The sequence below is a fragment of the Streptomyces sp. NBC_00490 genome, assembly GCF_036013645.1.
Taxonomy (GTDB): Bacteria; Actinomycetota; Actinomycetes; order Streptomycetales; family Streptomycetaceae; genus Streptomyces; species Streptomyces canus_F.
Genome location: NZ_CP107869.1, coordinates 8,687,592 through 8,702,246 on the forward strand (window position 1 = coordinate 8,687,592; position 14,655 = coordinate 8,702,246).

Here is a 14,655-nt window from a genome sequence, read left to right on the forward strand (position 1 = left end):
GTACGAAGCCTCATACCAGAGCGGGATGCTCCGCGTACGAGTTTGTCAACTGCCCACCGCACATGATGCCTTGCCGACTACTGTGAGTGTCCGTCGGGCGACGCAGGGCCGCTTTTTCGGCGCTCTCGACCGACGCAGCGATGGCGCACATCCCGCCGGGGGCGTCATCGGAATCCGACCGGATCAGGGAGCGGGGTCTGGTACGTGCAGCCGCGAGCCGGAGGAGGGAGTCGACGCGATGGGGATCCCCCCAGCTCGACCGCAACCGGGCACCGGGGGAAGCCGGTGACCGACGACCGCGTCGGAGTGCGCGCCGCCCGCGGCGAGCGCGCCGGACAACCGGCGGGAGCACGCACCGGACCACGGGAACCAGCCCGCGGGCATCCGGGCCCGCCCGGCGACCAGGCCCGACGGACCACCAGTACGAGGACACCGATGGCTCAGCTCCGCGCACCGGCGACACGCGCAGACCGCCGCGAAGGAGGCCGGCACGGAAGGCCGGCCGCCCGCCCCGCACCCGCGCTGCCCGAGACGCACCTACGGCCACAGCTGCTGCGGCTCGCCGTGCTGCCGCCCATCGCGGTCGGCCTCAGCGGCTCGGCAGCCGTCCTCTTCACGGTCCGCTCCACCGGCGCACAGCCCGGTCTCACCCTGTGGGGCGTGCTCGCCGGCGCCTTCTCGGTCGCCCTCGCCGGCATCCTCATCGCCGCTGTGGCCGCCGACCGCGCCGCGAGGACGGTCAGCGACCGCATCGGTGCCCTGCGCCGCACCAGCGCGCGCGGCGAGGCGGACCTGCGGGCCCTCGTCGAGGCGCTGCGCCGTGGCGACGGACCGCCCCAGCGCAAGCCGCGCGGCGGTCCCCCCGAGGACGCCGACGACTTCGAACTCCTCGCCGCCGACCTCACCCGCGCCCACGACGGCGCCGTCACCGCCGTGGTCCACGCGGCCCAGCTCTCCAGCCAGGCGGGCAGCGAGCAGAAACTCGAGGTCTTCCTCAACCTCGCCCGACGCCTCCAGTCACTGGTGCACCGCGAGATCTCCATCCTCGACGAGCTGGAGAACGAGATCGAGGACCCCGACCTGCTCAAGGGCCTCTTCCACGTCGACCACCTCGCCACCCGCATCCGGCGGCACGCCGAGAACCTCGCCGTGCTCGGCGGCGCCGTCTCCCGCCGGCAGTGGAGCCACCCCGTCTCCATGACCGAGGTGCTGCGCTCCGCCATCGCCGAGGTCGAGCAGTACTCCCGGGTCAAGCTCGTGCCGCCCATCGACGGAACCCTGCGCGGGCACGCCGTCGCCGACGTCATCCACCTGCTCGCCGAACTGGTCGAGAACGCGACGGTGTTCTCCGCGCCGCACACCCAGGTCCTGCTGCGGGCCAACCTCGTCACCTCCGGGCTCGCCGTCGAGGTCGAGGACCGCGGGCTCGGCATGCCCGTGGGCGAGCAGAACAAGATGAACGCCCTGCTCGCCGACCCCGACCAGGTCAACGTGGGCAGCCTGCTGGCGGACGGCCGCATCGGCCTGTTCGTGGTCTCGCAGCTCGCCCGGCGGCACGGCATCAACGTCCGGCTCCAGACGAACATCTACGGCGGCGTACAGGCCGTACTCGTCGTACCGCAGGGGCTGTTGGGCGCGGACCCGGACGCCCCGGGCGCCATGCCGCGCTCACCGGGCGGGACCGGAGCGCCGGACACGGGCCCGGGTGTGCCGGGTCCGCCGGTGCCACCGCAGGGTTCGACGGACCGGACGGGGATCTCCGTACCGCCGCCGCAGCAGCAGTATCCGTACGCGGGAGCCGGAGCCGGTGTTGACGGCGGAGCCGGTGCCGTCGCCGACACCGGGCCGCAGCGCGTCGTACCCTTCGCGCCCCGCCGGCAGCCGGACGCCCCGCGAGCGGCCGCCCCCGCGCCCGACACCGGCGCGGCGGTACCGCTGCCCGTGCGCGGCACCCACCAGGCCCGGCCCAACCCGGCGGAGGCCGTCCCGGGCGTCCGCCCCGAGGACCGGCACCGCGCCGCCGACCGCGCCGCCGTGCCGCCCACCCCGCGCACCGGCACCGTGCGCGGCACCATGGGCAAGCCCCAACTGCCCCGCCGCCGCGCCCAGGAACACATCGCACCCCAGCTGCGCGACGGCCCGGCGGCACCGCGTCCCGAGACGGACCACCTCGCCGGTCACGACCCGGGTCTCATGGCGGCCTTCCAGCGCGGCGTCGGCCTCGCCGAGGCACAGCAGCACCTGGAGGCCGAGCACCCGGGGGCACCCCACCCGGACGCGGGCAGCCCGCAGGCCCCGCACATGGAGGCCGTGCGCTTCGACACGGACCGGACCGGGCCCACGTACCTCGGCGCGCCGCACCCCGCCCCGGCACCCCAGGACGCCCCCGCCATGGACCAGGGCCGGATAGCCGAGGTGCGCGGCGCGCACGACGGCGGGTCCGCGGCCCGCCCCGACCACACCCCCACCCGGCACGACGGGAGCGCAACAGCCGGATGACCACCCCCGTTTTCACCCCACCCCCCAGCGCTCCCGCAGACCTTCGTACCTCAAGGAGTCGATCCACCATGGCGAGCGAAGCGCCGACCGGCCATGTATCCGATCTCGACTGGCTGATGAGCGGCCTCGTGCAGCGCGTCCCGCACACCACCAGCGCGGTGCTCCTGTCCTGCGACGGGCTCGTGAAGTCGGTCCACGGTCTCGACACCGACAGCGCCGACCACATGGCCGCCCTGGCCTCCGGCCTGTACTCCCTCGGCCGCAGCGCCGGAGTCCGCTTCGGGGACGGCGGAGACGTCCGCCAGGTCGTCGTCGAACTGGACGCGACCCTGCTGTTCGTGACCACCGCAGGCTCCGGCACCTGTCTCGCCGTGCTCGCCGGCCGCGAGGCCGACGCCGCCGTCCTCGGCTACGAGATGGCGATGCTGGTCAAGAGCGTGCGCCCCTATCTGGTGACCGCACCCCGGCAGCACGCAGGCGAACCGACGGCGATGAGGCCTTGAGCGTGGCGGCGGCCGGTGACGGGCCCTGGCTCGACGACGCGGCCGGACGCCTGGTGCGCCCCTTCACGGTCAGCAACGGCCGCACCAGACCCACCATCGCGCTCGACCTGCTGTCGCAGGTGAGGGTCACCGGAGCCACCCCCCTCGGCTATCTCGGCCTCGAACACACCCAGGCACTCGACCTGTGCCGGGCACCTGTCTCGGTCGCCGAGATCGCCGCCCATCTGAAACTGCCGGCGGCCGTCACCAAGGTGGTGCTGTCCGACCTCGTCGACTGCGGGGCGCTCACCACCAAGCCCCCCGAGTTCACCCACAACCCGACTGACCGGGCCCTTCTGGAGGCAGTGCTCGATGGACTACGACGACAGCTCTGACCCCTTCCCCACCGCACTCAAGATCCTGGTGGCGGGAGGGTTCGGAGTAGGCAAGACCACCTTCGTGGGCGCGGTCAGCGAGATCGCGCCCCTCAGCACCGAGGAACTGCTCACCACGGTCAGCGCCGCGACCGACAACCTGGACGGGATCGAGAACAAGGTCGAGACGACCGTGGCCATGGACTTCGGCCGCATCACCCTCGATCCGGAACATGTGCTGTACCTGTTCGGCACGCCCGGGCAGGAGCGGTTCTGGTTCATGTGGGACGAACTCTCCGAGGGTGCGCTCGGCGCGGTCATCCTCGCCGACACCCGCAGGCTGGAGGACTGCTTCGCCGCCGTCGACTTCTTCGAACAACGCGGTCTCGGCTTCATCCTCGCGATCAACGAGTTCGACGGCTCCTACCGCTACGACCCCGAGGAGGTCCGCGCCGCCATCGACCTCGCCCCGGAGATCCCCATCGTCCGCTGCGACGCCCGGATCTCCAGCTCCGGCGTCCAGACCCTGCTGACCCTCGTACGGCACCTCATCGCCCACGCTCCGGCACCCGCGCCGAGCCACGGCGCCCACATGTGATCCCCGCACCCGACGCCACGGAGCCGCATATGACCCACCGCCACAGCGACGGAACCCGCCGATGAGCTACGACCCGGTGCGCCCCGCCGGTCGTCTGCTGCTCACCCCGGAGGACAAGGAGGCGCCCGCACGGGCCGTCCGACTGCACGGGCTGGGTCTGGGCGAGCGCCCGGAGCCGGCCCTGGACGCCTTCGCGGACCGGCTCGCCGAGCTCACCGGAGCGCCGTACGCGATGGTCAACTTCATCGACGAGAAACGGCAGTTCTTCGCCGGACTGCACACCCCGGACGCCCGGCCGGCGGTGGTGCGGACCGACGAGACCAAACCGGAGCTCGGCCGTCATCTGGAGCGCGACCACGGCTTCTGCCCGCATGTGGTCGTCCGTCGCAAGGCCCTGGTCCTCGAGGACGTCTGCGACTACCCGCGGTTCGCCGGCAATCCGGTCGTCGACGAGTTCGGCATCCGCTCCTACCTGGGCGCACCCCTCATCGACAGAACCGGGATGGTCCTCGGCACGGTGTGTGTCGTGGACGTGGAGCCGCGGCCCTGGGGGAGGCCCGGCCTGGAGACCATCAAGTCGTCGGCGGCGCAACTCGTCACGAGACTGGAGCGAATGGAGGCCGACGGCCTCCCGCTCTGAAGCCCCCGCCGCGCCGGGGGCTCAGACCCCGCCCCGCCAGATGTTGTCGAACGCGGAGTTCTCTATCGCCCGCCGCTGCCGCACCGCCTCCAGCTCCATCACCGCGTCCCCGACGGCGGCCAGCACGCTCGTGACCACGTCGTCGGTGATCTCGAGGGTCTCGGCCGGCTCCTCCCGGATCCCGGCGGCGGCCACCAGGGCCGTGAAGGCCGGCTCGCCGGACGCGAGGCGGGTCTCGGCGCGCGTCCGCTCGGGCGAGTCGACCAGCGTCGTCCGTGCGCTCCGCGGCGGAATCACCCGGCCCCCCGGCCGGGCCGCCAGCCCCTCCCGCTCGATGGCGGAGTGGTACGCGGAGGACAGCCCGTCGCCCCTGCGCCACAGCCAGTCCTGGACCGACTCGTACGGCTCGTCCCGTATGAGCGTGGCGGCGGCCTCGTCCAGCAGCGGGTCGCCCGTGACCTGCGGCGCGCCGGGCACGATCCGGTCATCGTCCACCTGGAGCGCGCCGGCCTCGAGGAGGTCCAGCAGCTCGGAGCCCGCGAGCACGAGCGACACATCGCCCTGCTCCAGCGGAGCCTCGGGCGCCGCGCCCAGCGCGAGCAGAGCGAGATCACGTGCGGTGTTCATGTGCGGCTCCCCGTGGGTCCGGTGCGTCCTCGGGGATTCCAACGGGCATCCCCGGCCCGGTGTTCCCCACGGAAGGGTTCACCGGTGGCGGGCGTGAAGCGGAGCTGCGGCGCGGGTTAAGAAAACCTCGATGGACCTGGGGCGCCGCCGTACGGCAGATTGCTACGCGATCCCACCCCCTCTCCCCGGACGCGGGCCTCTTCGGTATGTCCGCGCACGGGGATCGCACCCACAGGAGCCGCGTTGAAGGCGCTGGTCAAGGAGAAGGCGGAGCCCGGGCTGTGGCTCGCGGACGTCCCGGAGCCCGCCGTCGGACCCGGCGACGTACTGATCAAGGTGCTGCGCACCGGCATCTGCGGCACCGATCTGCACATCCGGTCCTGGGACGGCTGGGCGCGGCAGGCGATCCGTACCCCGCTGGTGCTCGGGCACGAGTTCGTGGGCGAGGTCGTCGAGACCGGGCGGGACGTCGCCGACATCGCCGTCGGCGACCGGGTCAGCGGTGAGGGCCACCTGGTGTGCGGGAAGTGCCGCAACTGTCTCGCCGGGCGCCGCCATCTGTGCCGGGCCACGGTCGGTCTCGGCGTCGGACGGGACGGCGCGTTCGCGGAGTACGTCGCCCTGCCCGCCGCCAACGTCTGGGTGCACCGCGTCCCCGTCGACCTCGACGTCGCCGCGATCTTCGACCCGTTCGGCAACGCCGTGCACACCGCGCTGTCCTTCCCGCTGGTCGGCGAGGACGTCATCATCACGGGCGCCGGTCCGATCGGACTGATGGCCGCCGCGGTCGCCCGGCACGCCGGTGCCCGCAACGTCGTCGTCACCGACGTCAGCGAGGAGCGGCTGGAGCTGGCCCGCAAGATCGGCGCGAGCCTGGCACTCAATGTGGCCGAGGGCCAGATCGCCGACGGGCAGCGGGAGTTGGGGCTGCGCGAGGGCTTCGACATCGGCCTGGAGATGTCCGGCCGGCCCGAGGCCTTGCGTGACATGATCGCCAACATGACGCACGGCGGCCGGATCGCCATGCTCGGCCTGCCGTCGCAGGAGTTCCCGGTCGACTGGGCACGGATCGTCACCTCGATGATCACCATCAAGGGCATCTACGGCCGTGAGATGTTCGAGACCTGGTACGCGATGTCGGTGCTCCTGGAGGGCGGCCTCGACCTCGCCCCCGTGATCACCGGCCGGTACGGCTACCGCGACTTCGAGGCGGCGTTCGCCGACGCGGCGAGCGGCCGCGGCGGCAAGGTCATCCTCGACTGGACCGCTTGATTTTTTGGCTCGCCCTTACGTCCCTCTTTGGAGCCCGAGATGTTCGACACCGTCCGCGACGACCTGCGCGCCACCCTCGACGAGATCCGCGCCGCCGGTCTGCACAAGCCCGAGCGGGTCATCGGCACCCCGCAGTCCAGGGCCGTCGCCGTCACCGCGGGCGGCCGCCCCGGTGAGGTCCTCAACTTCTGCGCCAACAACTACCTCGGTCTCGCCGACCACCCCGAGGTGGTCGCCGCCGCCCACGAGGCACTCGACCGCTGGGGTTACGGCATGGCGTCCGTGCGCTTCATCTGCGGGACGCAGGAGGTGCACAAGGAGCTGGAGGCCCGTCTCTCGGCGTTCCTCGGCCAGGAGGACACGATCCTCTACTCGTCCTGCTTCGACGCCAACGGCGGTGTCTTCGAGACGCTCCTGGGCCCCGAGGACGCGGTGATCTCCGACGCCCTCAACCACGCCTCGATCATCGACGGCATCCGCCTGTCCAAGGCCCGCCGCTTCCGCTACGCCAACCGTGACATGGCCGACCTGGAAGCCCGGTTGAAGGACGCGTCCGACGCGCGCCGCCGTCTGATCGTCACCGACGGTGTGTTCTCGATGGACGGCTATGTGGCGCCGCTGCGCGAGATCTGCGACCTCGCCGACCGCTACGACGCCATGGTCATGGTCGACGACTCCCATGCCGTCGGCTTCGTCGGCCCCGGCGGCCGCGGCACCCCCGAGCTGCACGGGGTGATGGACCGTGTGGACATCATCACCGGCACGCTGGGCAAGGCGCTCGGCGGGGCGTCCGGCGGCTATGTGGCGGCCCGTGCGGAGATCGTCGCCCTGCTGCGCCAGCGCTCCCGCCCGTACCTCTTCTCGAACACCCTCGCGCCGGTGATCGCCGCCGCCTCGCTGAAGGTGCTCGACCTCCTGGAGTCGGCGGACGACCTGCGGGTCCGGCTCGCCGATAACACCGCGCTGTTCCGCCGCCGTATGACCGAGGAAGGCTTCGACATCCTGCCCGGCGACCACGCCATCGCACCCGTGATGATCGGGGACGCGGGCAAGGCGGGACGCCTGGCGGAGCTGCTGCTGGAGCGCGGTGTGTACGTGATCGGCTTCTCGTACCCGGTCGTCCCCCAGGGCCAGGCGCGGATCCGCGTCCAGCTGTCGGCCGCCCACTCCACGGACGACGTCGACCGGGCCGTCGACGCCTTCGTCGCGGCGCGGGCGGAGCTGGACGGCTGAGCCGGAGCGCACGGGGCATTTGAGACAATCGATCCATGATCGAAGCGCGGCGGCTCCACATCCTGCGTGCGGTGGCCGACCACCGCACGGTGACGGCGGCTGCCGCCGCGCTGTACCTCACCCCCTCGGCGGTCTCCCAGCAGCTCACGGCGCTGGAGCAGGAGACCGGGCACCGCTTGGTCGAGCGCGGCGCGAAGGGCGTACGGCTCACCCCGGCCGGCGAGATCCTGCTCAGCCACGCCAACGCCGTCCTCGCCCAGCTGGAGCGGGCCGAGGCCGAGCTGGCCGCGTACGACACGGGGCAGGCCGGCACGGTCACCGTCGCCTCCTTCGCGACCGGAATCGCCCTGGTCGTCGCCCCCGCGGTGGCCCGTCTCGCCGACACCGCGCCCGGCATCCGCATCCGCGTCCAGGACGCCGAGGGCGACGCCAGTCTGCCGATGGTGCTGGACCGCCAGGTCGACGTCGCCGTGGCGGTGGAGTACCGAGGGGCGCCGCCCGCCGACGACCCGCGGCTGTCCCATGTCCCGCTGTACGCCGAGCCCTTCGACGCGGTCGTCCCCGTACGCCATCGACTGGCCGACGTGAGCGAGGTGCCGCTGGCGGAGCTGGCCAAGGACCCGTGGATCGGCCCCTACCCGGGCAACCCCTGTCATGACGTGGTGGTCCTCGCCTGCGAGAGCGCCGGGTTCCAGCCCCGCCTGGAGCACTCCTCGGACGACTTCCGGGCCGTCGTCGCCCTGGCCTCGGCCGACGCGGGCGTGGCACTCGTACCGCGGTCCGCGCTGATCGGCATGGATCTGACCGGCGTGGTCGTACGGCCCGTCGACGGCGTCGCGCCGACCCGCCGGGTCTTCGCGGCCGTACGGCGTGGTGCGGAGGGGCACCCGCTGATCCGCCCGGTGCTCGAAGCGCTCGAAGAGGCCGCCCAGCCGTAGGGAACCGGCCACCGGCCGAAAGCAGTCTGGGCTGTCATGCGTGTGACGATGATCCTCCCGGCCCTGACCGAGGCGACCAGCCCGCTGTTCCGGCCCATCAAGTACTCGCTGTTCCCGCCCCTGGGCCTGGCGACCCTGGCCGGATATCTGGACCCCGACGACGAGATCACCCTGCACGACGAACACGTGGAGCGGATCGATCTCGAGGCTCTCGACACCCCCGACCTCCTGGTCGTCCAGCCGTACATCACCTCGGCGAGACGCAGCTACGAGATAGCCGACCACTTCCGGGCCCGGGGCGTCCATGTCGCCATGGGCGGTCTGCACGTCACCTCTCTCCCCGACGAGGCGGCGGCCCACGCCGACACGATCTTCACCGGCCCCGGTGAGGACACCTGGCCCCTGTTCCTGAAGGACTTCCGCGACGGAGTCCCCGCCCGCCGCTACGACTCGAACCGGCGCACCCTGGCCGGACTGCCGCCCGTCCGACGCGACCTGATCAAGCGTCACCTCTATCTGGTGCCCAACTCCCTCGTGGTGTCGCGGGGGTGCCCCCACCACTGCGACTTCTGCTACAAGGACGCCTTCTTCGAGGGCGGCAAGTCCTTCTACACCCAGACCGTCGACGACGCCCTCGCGGAGATCGACCGGCTGCCCGGCCGCCACCTCTACTTCCTCGACGACCATCTGCTGGGCAACCGGCGCTTCGCGGAGGCCCTGTTCGACGGCATGAAGGGCATGGGGCGGCTGTGGCAGGGGGCGGGCACGGTCAACTCCGTACTGAAGCCGGGCCTGTTGGAGAAGGCTGTGGAGGCGGGGCTGCGCAGTCTGTTCGTCGGCTTCGAGACGGTCAACGACGCCAACCTCGCCGAGCGCCGCAAGAACCAGAACATCGGCGCCGACTACGCGGCCGCGGTGCGGCGCCTGCACGACGCCGGGGTGATGGTCAACGCGAGTTTCGTGTTCGGGCTCGACCAGGACGGCCCGGACGTCTTCGACCGCACGGTCGCGTGGGCGGTCGAGCAGGGCATCGAGACGGCGACCTTCCACATCATGACGCCCTATCCGTCGACCGGCCTGTGGAAGCAGATGGAGTCCGAGGACCGGATCGTGCACCGCGACTGGGACCTGTACGACACCCGGCATGTCGTCTACCGGCCCAAGGGGATGACGCCACGTCAGCTGGAGGACGGCTACTGGCGCGCGTACCGCGACTTCTACCGCTGGTCCAACATCTGGCGCGGCTCGGCGGCCCAGCCGGGCCGCCCTGAGCGGCTGCGGCACCTCGCGTACTCGGGCGGCTGGAAGAAGTTCGAGCCCGCGTGGGACCTGCTGATCCGCTCGCAGCGGGTGGTGCGGGCGATGCCGGCGCTGGAGCGGACGCTGGCGGCGTTCGGCGGACGGGAGTGAGGCGGGAGTGAGGGGGAGTGAGAGGGGTCACGATGACTGATGTCCCGTATCCGGGATAGCATCCCGGATATGAAACAAGATGTCGTCGTCGAGACGGGACCCGACCCCGTCGACGTCCGGCTCGGCGCCCGCCTCGCCGAGCTGCGGGCCGAACGCGGCTGGTCGCTGGGGGAGTTGGCGGAGCGCAGCGGAGTGAGCAGGTCGACCCTGTCGCGGGCCGAGCGGGCGGAGACCAGCCCCACCGCCTCGCTGCTGAACCGGCTGTGCGGGGTGTACGGGCGGACCATGTCCCAGCTGCTCAGCGAGGTCGAGGCCGAACCCGCCCCGCTGATGCGGGCCGCCGAGCAGCCGGTGTGGGAGGACCGGGCCTCCGGCTTCCTGCGGCGGTCCGTGTCACCGCCGCACACCGGGCTGCGCGGCGAACTCGTCGAGGGGCGGCTCGCCGCGGGCGCCGACATCGCCTACGACCGGCCGCCCGTGCCCGGCCTCGAACAGCACATCTGGGTCCTGGAGGGGGCGCTCGACGTGACCGCCCAGGACGTCGAGCGCCACCTCGACACCGGCGACTGCCTGCGGCTGCGGGTGTGGGGGCCGACGCGGTTCCGGTGCGCGGGGCCCGAGCCGGTGCGCTACGCCCTGGCGGTGGTCCTGCCGTGAACGTGACACGCCTGGACGCGAGTGAGGTCCTGGACCGGCTGGACGCGCTGGCCGGCCTGATGGCCGACACCGTGGACGGGGGCGCCTCGATCGGCTTCCTCGGACCCCTCGACCACGCCGAGGCCACCGCCTGGTGGAAGGAGCGGGCCGCCGGTGTGGCCGCCGGTTCGCTGGCGATCTGGGCGGCCCACGACGGCGAGCGGGTGCTCGGCACGGTCAGCCTGGCCTTTCCCGACAAACCCAACAGCCGCCACCGCGCCGAACTGGTGAAGCTGATGGTGCACCGGGACGCCCGCGGCCGGGGCCTCGGACGCAGACTCCTGACGACCGCCGAGGAGGCCGCCGTCGCGGCCGGCGTCACCCTCCTCCACCTGGACACCGAGACCGACAGCCCGGCGGAGCACCTCTACAGGAGGGCCGGCTGGACCCGGGCAGGCGTGATCCCGGACTACGCGGCCGATCCCGCCGGGGTGCTGCGGCCGACCACCCTCTACTTCAAGCAACTGGGAGCAGCCGCTCCCACCAGGTGATTGTCAGTGCGAGCGACTACGGTGCCTGCCATGCCGGATGCCGAAGACGTACGCCGTATCGCCCTGTCCCTGCCGGACACCACGGAGAAGATCGCCTGGAGCATGCCCACGTTCCGGGTCGCGGGCAAGATGTTCGCCACGCTGCCCGAGGAGGAGACCTCCCTCGCGGTGCGCTGCCCCAAGGAGGAGCGGAACGAACTGGTGCTGGCCGAGCCGGAGAAGTTCTGGATCGCCGAGCACGAGGCGCAGTTCGCCTGGGTGCGGGCCCGGCTCGCCGCGCTGGAGGACGAGGACGAACTGCGGGCCATCCTGGCCGACTCCTGGCGCCAGGCCGCCCCGCCCCGACTCCTCGACGACCACCCCGAGTTGGGCAGACCGGCCACGGACTGAAATTCCCTCGGACGCCGTCGGCCCCCGTGGCATGATCCGGAGCCGTGAGAGCCGGGGCGGCGACGTGGCGGGCTCCCTCGCCCTGATGCCCGTCGGCCAAGCCTTCGCCGGTCTCTCCGCCGCGGTCCTCGGCGCCGACCACGTGCTCCTCGTCTCCGGTGCGACCAGCCTCGTCGTCTGCGCCGCCCTGCTCTCGGTCCCCGCGATACGAGACCTCGTGCGCGCCGACGCCCACCCCAGGACCGGGGGCCCCGCGTAAACGGGTGCGCGACCACCGACCCGAGTGCGGTATTGTTTCCCTGCACGTTCGGCCGGGGGAAAGCCCAGGTCAGACGGACACCGGGACGTGGCGCAGCTTGGTAGCGCACTTGACTGGGGGTCAAGGGGTCGCAGGTTCAAATCCTGTCGTCCCGACGGTGTGAAGGGTCTTCACAGGCGAGAGCCTGTGGGGGCCCTTTCTCGTTGCACCGCTTGATCGCGTTGTCAGTGCCCCCTGCCATCATCCCGCCATGCTCTACGACACCTTGGTGGCCGAGGCCCGCAGGAACGACCCCTTCGACGACGTGCGGGCGGGCGCGCTCGCCCGCGCCCGGTGGCTCGTCGATCTTCTGGAACGGCTGCGAGCCGAGTTCGCGGCGGGACTGCACGGTCCGTACACGCCCGAGCAGTCCGATGCGCGATACGCGGGGATACGGGCCGAGATCGACGCGGGCCTCGCCGCCTGTGGGGACGAGGAGGGCCGGGCCGCGGTCCTGAGCCTGATGCTCGCCGCGACCTTCGGTGACACGCTGTGGCACTACGAATCAGAGATCGGCTCCCTGGTCTCGCGGGTGCGCGGGTGGACTCCCGCCGAGGTCGCGGTGATGCTGCTGCGCTCCGCCGAGTACGACATGGGGTTCTGGTTCGCCAACGGGCTCGGATCCGCCCTGACCGCCGCGGAGGAACTCGACGCCGAGGACCTGCGCACGCTCGCGCCCTGGCTGCGGTGGGCGCACACGGAGCTCCTCGACACGGAGATCGGATCGGGAGCCGCCTCCCTCGCCCGCAGGCTCCGTGCCTTGCTGGTGCTCGTGGACGGCGCGGAGATCCCCGACGGCCTCATCCCCGACCGGGCGCCCTGGGCCGCTCCGCTCCGCGCCCGGGCGGTCGCCGCCCCCGGCGCCGAACTGGCCGGACTCATACGCCACTTGGCCGACCTCACGGCGCCGCGTCCCACACAGCGCTGGCGCCGGACGTGTCTGGCGGCCGTCGATGCGGCGTCGGCGCGGGAGGTCGTCGCCGAGACGCTGAGGGCGCTGGCGAAGGGCGAGCCGCTGTGCAGCAGGGAGCACGGTCGGCAGACCGCCTGGGAGTACGGCGACCACCACTACCACTACGTCGTCCACCAGAACGACGCTGACCTCGCGCGCGGCACGGTCTGGGCCGCCGCCCTGACCGCCGGCCCGGCCGCGGTGCCCTGTCTCGACGCCCTGGCGCTGCGCACCGGCGGCGCCCGGCCGACCGGCGTGGCCGAGGACCTCAAGCTCGCGGGCGCCGCGATCAACGCACTGGCCGAGATCGACGACCCGGCCGCCCTGGAGTCCCTGTGGCGGCTCCGGTCCCGGATCAGGCACCGGGGTCTGCGCAAGCAGCTCGACACCGCGCTCACGGCGGCAGCCGCGCGGCAGGGCATCACCCCGGAGCAGCTCGTCGAGCGCAGCGTGCCCGACCACGGTCTGGCGGCGGACGGCTCACTGGAACGCGAGGTGGGCGGCCACCGGGTCCGGGTGGAGATCGAGGACGCCACGACCGTACGGATCGGCTTCACCGCCCCCGACGGGCGGACGTCCCGCACGGCGCCCGCCGCGCTGAAGGACGGGTTCCCCGAAGAGCTCAAGGAGCTGAAAGGCCTGGTCAGGGAGGTGCGCGGCACGCTGGCGGGGGAGCGGGGCCGGCTCGAAGCGCTGATGTCGGCGGCGCGGGAATGGCCGTACGACGCATGGTGTCGCCACTACCGCGACCACCCGGTCACCGGTGTGCTGGTGCGGGGTCTGATCTGGGAGTTCCAGGGCGCTGACGGGGAGTGGCACGCCGTGGCACCGGCCGCCCGCCCGGACGGGCGGCCTGAGCGGGTGCGGCTGTGGCATCCCGTCCGGGCGTCGGTGGACGAGATCGGGGCGTGGCGGGAGCGGATCATCGGCGAGCGGCTGAGGCAGCCGTTCAAGCAGGCCTTCCGGGAGCTCTATCTGCTCACTCCGGCCGAGGAGGAGACCGGCGTCTACTCCAACCGGTTCGCCGCCCACATCGTCCACTACCGGCAGCTCTACGCGCTGTTCAAGGAGCGCGGCTGGCAGAGCAACTTCCTGGGCCACTACGACGGCGGGCGGTACGGGGAGGCCCGGGCGGAGTTCGCCGACGGCCGGTGGCGGGTCTGCTTCCACCATGAACCCGCGGACGACGGGGGCCAGGACATCGAGCGCGCCGCCACCGACCAGGTGCGCTTCGAACGAAGAGACGGCCGGCGCTGGCGCGAGACTCCGCTGGCCGACGTGGAGCCGCTGGTGTTCAGCGAGGCGATGCGCGACATCGATCTGTTCGTGGGCGTCACCTCGATCGCGGCGGACCCCGAGTGGAGCGACCGGGGCGAGAGCCGGCACGCCGCCTACTGGCGCAGCGCCGGCTTCGGCGACCTGACGGCGAGCGCCGAGGTCCGCCGCGAGGCACTGGAACGGATCCTGCCGCGCCTGAAGATCGCCGACCGGTGCTCGATCGCCGGCCGCTGGCTGACCGTGCGCGGCGATCTGCGGACGTACCGGATCCACCTCGGCTCGGCGAACATCCTGATGGAGCCGGACGACGCCTATCTGTGCATCGTCCCGGCGCGCCGCGGGGCCGAGGGCAAGGTGTTCCTGCCGTTCGAGGACGACCGGCTGTCGCTGATCCTGAGCAAGGCCCAGCTTCTCGCCGCCGACACGAAGATCAGCGACGAGACGATCCTGCGGCAGATCAGGAGGGGCGGCTGAGGA

General features: G+C 72.2%; 15 protein-coding genes and 1 tRNA gene. 15 read left to right on the plus strand and 1 reads right to left on the minus strand.

The window, feature by feature from the left end; all coding sequences use genetic code 11:
- Nucleotides 1-435: 435 nt before the first annotated feature.
- The 5 genes from OG381_RS39525 (at nucleotide 436) to OG381_RS39545 (ending at nucleotide 4,593) form a co-directional block, all read left to right on the plus strand.
- Nucleotides 436-2,499 carry a sensor histidine kinase gene (locus tag OG381_RS39525; protein WP_327720770.1) on the plus strand — a complete coding sequence of 688 codons (2,064 nt, stop codon included), beginning with the start codon at nucleotides 436-438 and terminating at the stop codon, nucleotides 2,497-2,499.
- 68 nt (nucleotides 2,500-2,567) lie between these two features.
- Nucleotides 2,568-3,002 carry a roadblock/LC7 domain-containing protein gene (locus OG381_RS39530; protein WP_307023541.1) on the plus strand — a complete coding sequence of 145 codons (435 nt, stop codon included), beginning with the start codon at nucleotides 2,568-2,570 and terminating at the stop codon, nucleotides 3,000-3,002.
- Between the two features lie 2 nt (nucleotides 3,003-3,004).
- Nucleotides 3,005-3,376 carry a DUF742 domain-containing protein gene (locus OG381_RS39535; RefSeq protein WP_327720771.1) on the plus strand — a complete coding sequence of 124 codons (372 nt, stop codon included), beginning with the start codon at nucleotides 3,005-3,007 and terminating at the stop codon, nucleotides 3,374-3,376.
- On the plus strand, nucleotides 3,354-3,953 hold the full coding sequence (locus OG381_RS39540) for a GTP-binding protein (RefSeq protein WP_327720772.1): 600 nt from the start codon (nucleotides 3,354-3,356) through the stop codon (nucleotides 3,951-3,953). The genes OG381_RS39535 and OG381_RS39540 overlap by 23 nt, the downstream gene beginning before the upstream one ends.
- A gap of 61 nt (nucleotides 3,954-4,014) precedes the next feature.
- Complete coding sequence (locus tag OG381_RS39545) at nucleotides 4,015-4,593, plus strand: GAF domain-containing protein (RefSeq protein ID WP_327720773.1); 579 nt, start codon at nucleotides 4,015-4,017, stop codon at nucleotides 4,591-4,593.
- 21 nt (nucleotides 4,594-4,614) lie between these two features.
- On the opposite strand, the gene OG381_RS39550 is transcribed toward OG381_RS39545, so the two are convergent.
- Nucleotides 4,615-5,220, minus strand: coding sequence for a GOLPH3/VPS74 family protein (locus tag OG381_RS39550; RefSeq protein ID WP_327720774.1), 606 nt, complete (start codon nucleotides 5,218-5,220; stop codon nucleotides 4,615-4,617).
- Nucleotides 5,221-5,463: 243 nt separating this feature from the next.
- On the opposite strand from OG381_RS39550, the gene tdh reads away from it, so the two are divergent.
- The 10 genes from tdh to OG381_RS39600 all read left to right on the plus strand — a co-directional run bounded on the left by tdh (nucleotide 5,464) and on the right by OG381_RS39600 (nucleotide 14,652).
- Nucleotides 5,464-6,492: an L-threonine 3-dehydrogenase gene (gene tdh / locus OG381_RS39555; protein ID WP_327720775.1), complete on the plus strand. Its 1,029-nt coding sequence runs from the start codon at nucleotides 5,464-5,466 to the stop codon at nucleotides 6,490-6,492.
- A gap of 39 nt (nucleotides 6,493-6,531) precedes the next feature.
- The gene (locus OG381_RS39560; RefSeq protein ID WP_327720776.1) at nucleotides 6,532-7,725 is read left to right on the plus strand and encodes a glycine C-acetyltransferase; all 1,194 of its coding nucleotides are present in this window, start codon (nucleotides 6,532-6,534) and stop codon (nucleotides 7,723-7,725) included.
- A gap of 35 nt (nucleotides 7,726-7,760) precedes the next feature.
- On the plus strand, nucleotides 7,761-8,663 hold the full coding sequence (locus tag OG381_RS39565) for a LysR family transcriptional regulator (protein WP_327720777.1): 903 nt from the start codon (nucleotides 7,761-7,763) through the stop codon (nucleotides 8,661-8,663).
- Nucleotides 8,664-8,699: 36 nt separating this feature from the next.
- Nucleotides 8,700-10,073 carry a B12-binding domain-containing radical SAM protein gene (locus tag OG381_RS39570; RefSeq protein WP_327720778.1) on the plus strand — a complete coding sequence of 458 codons (1,374 nt, stop codon included), beginning with the start codon at nucleotides 8,700-8,702 and terminating at the stop codon, nucleotides 10,071-10,073.
- A gap of 69 nt (nucleotides 10,074-10,142) precedes the next feature.
- Complete coding sequence (locus OG381_RS39575) at nucleotides 10,143-10,730, plus strand: helix-turn-helix domain-containing protein (protein WP_327720779.1); 588 nt, start codon at nucleotides 10,143-10,145, stop codon at nucleotides 10,728-10,730.
- Entirely contained in the window at nucleotides 10,727-11,260 is a 534-nt protein-coding gene (locus OG381_RS39580) for a GNAT family N-acetyltransferase (protein WP_327720780.1), read from the plus strand. The genes OG381_RS39575 and OG381_RS39580 overlap by 4 nt, the downstream gene beginning before the upstream one ends.
- Before the next feature lie 30 nt (nucleotides 11,261-11,290).
- Nucleotides 11,291-11,650, plus strand: coding sequence for an MmcQ/YjbR family DNA-binding protein (locus OG381_RS39585; protein ID WP_327720781.1), 360 nt, complete (start codon nucleotides 11,291-11,293; stop codon nucleotides 11,648-11,650).
- A gap of 31 nt (nucleotides 11,651-11,681) precedes the next feature.
- Entirely contained in the window at nucleotides 11,682-11,909 is a 228-nt protein-coding gene (locus tag OG381_RS39590) for a hypothetical protein (protein WP_443061973.1), read from the plus strand.
- Between the two features lie 81 nt (nucleotides 11,910-11,990).
- Nucleotides 11,991-12,064, plus strand: a tRNA-Pro gene (locus OG381_RS39595).
- Between the two features lie 95 nt (nucleotides 12,065-12,159).
- A complete protein-coding gene (locus OG381_RS39600; protein ID WP_327720782.1) occupies nucleotides 12,160-14,652 on the plus strand; it encodes a DUF4132 domain-containing protein in 2,493 nt (830 codons plus the stop codon).
- The last annotated feature ends 3 nt before the right edge of the window (nucleotides 14,653-14,655 follow it).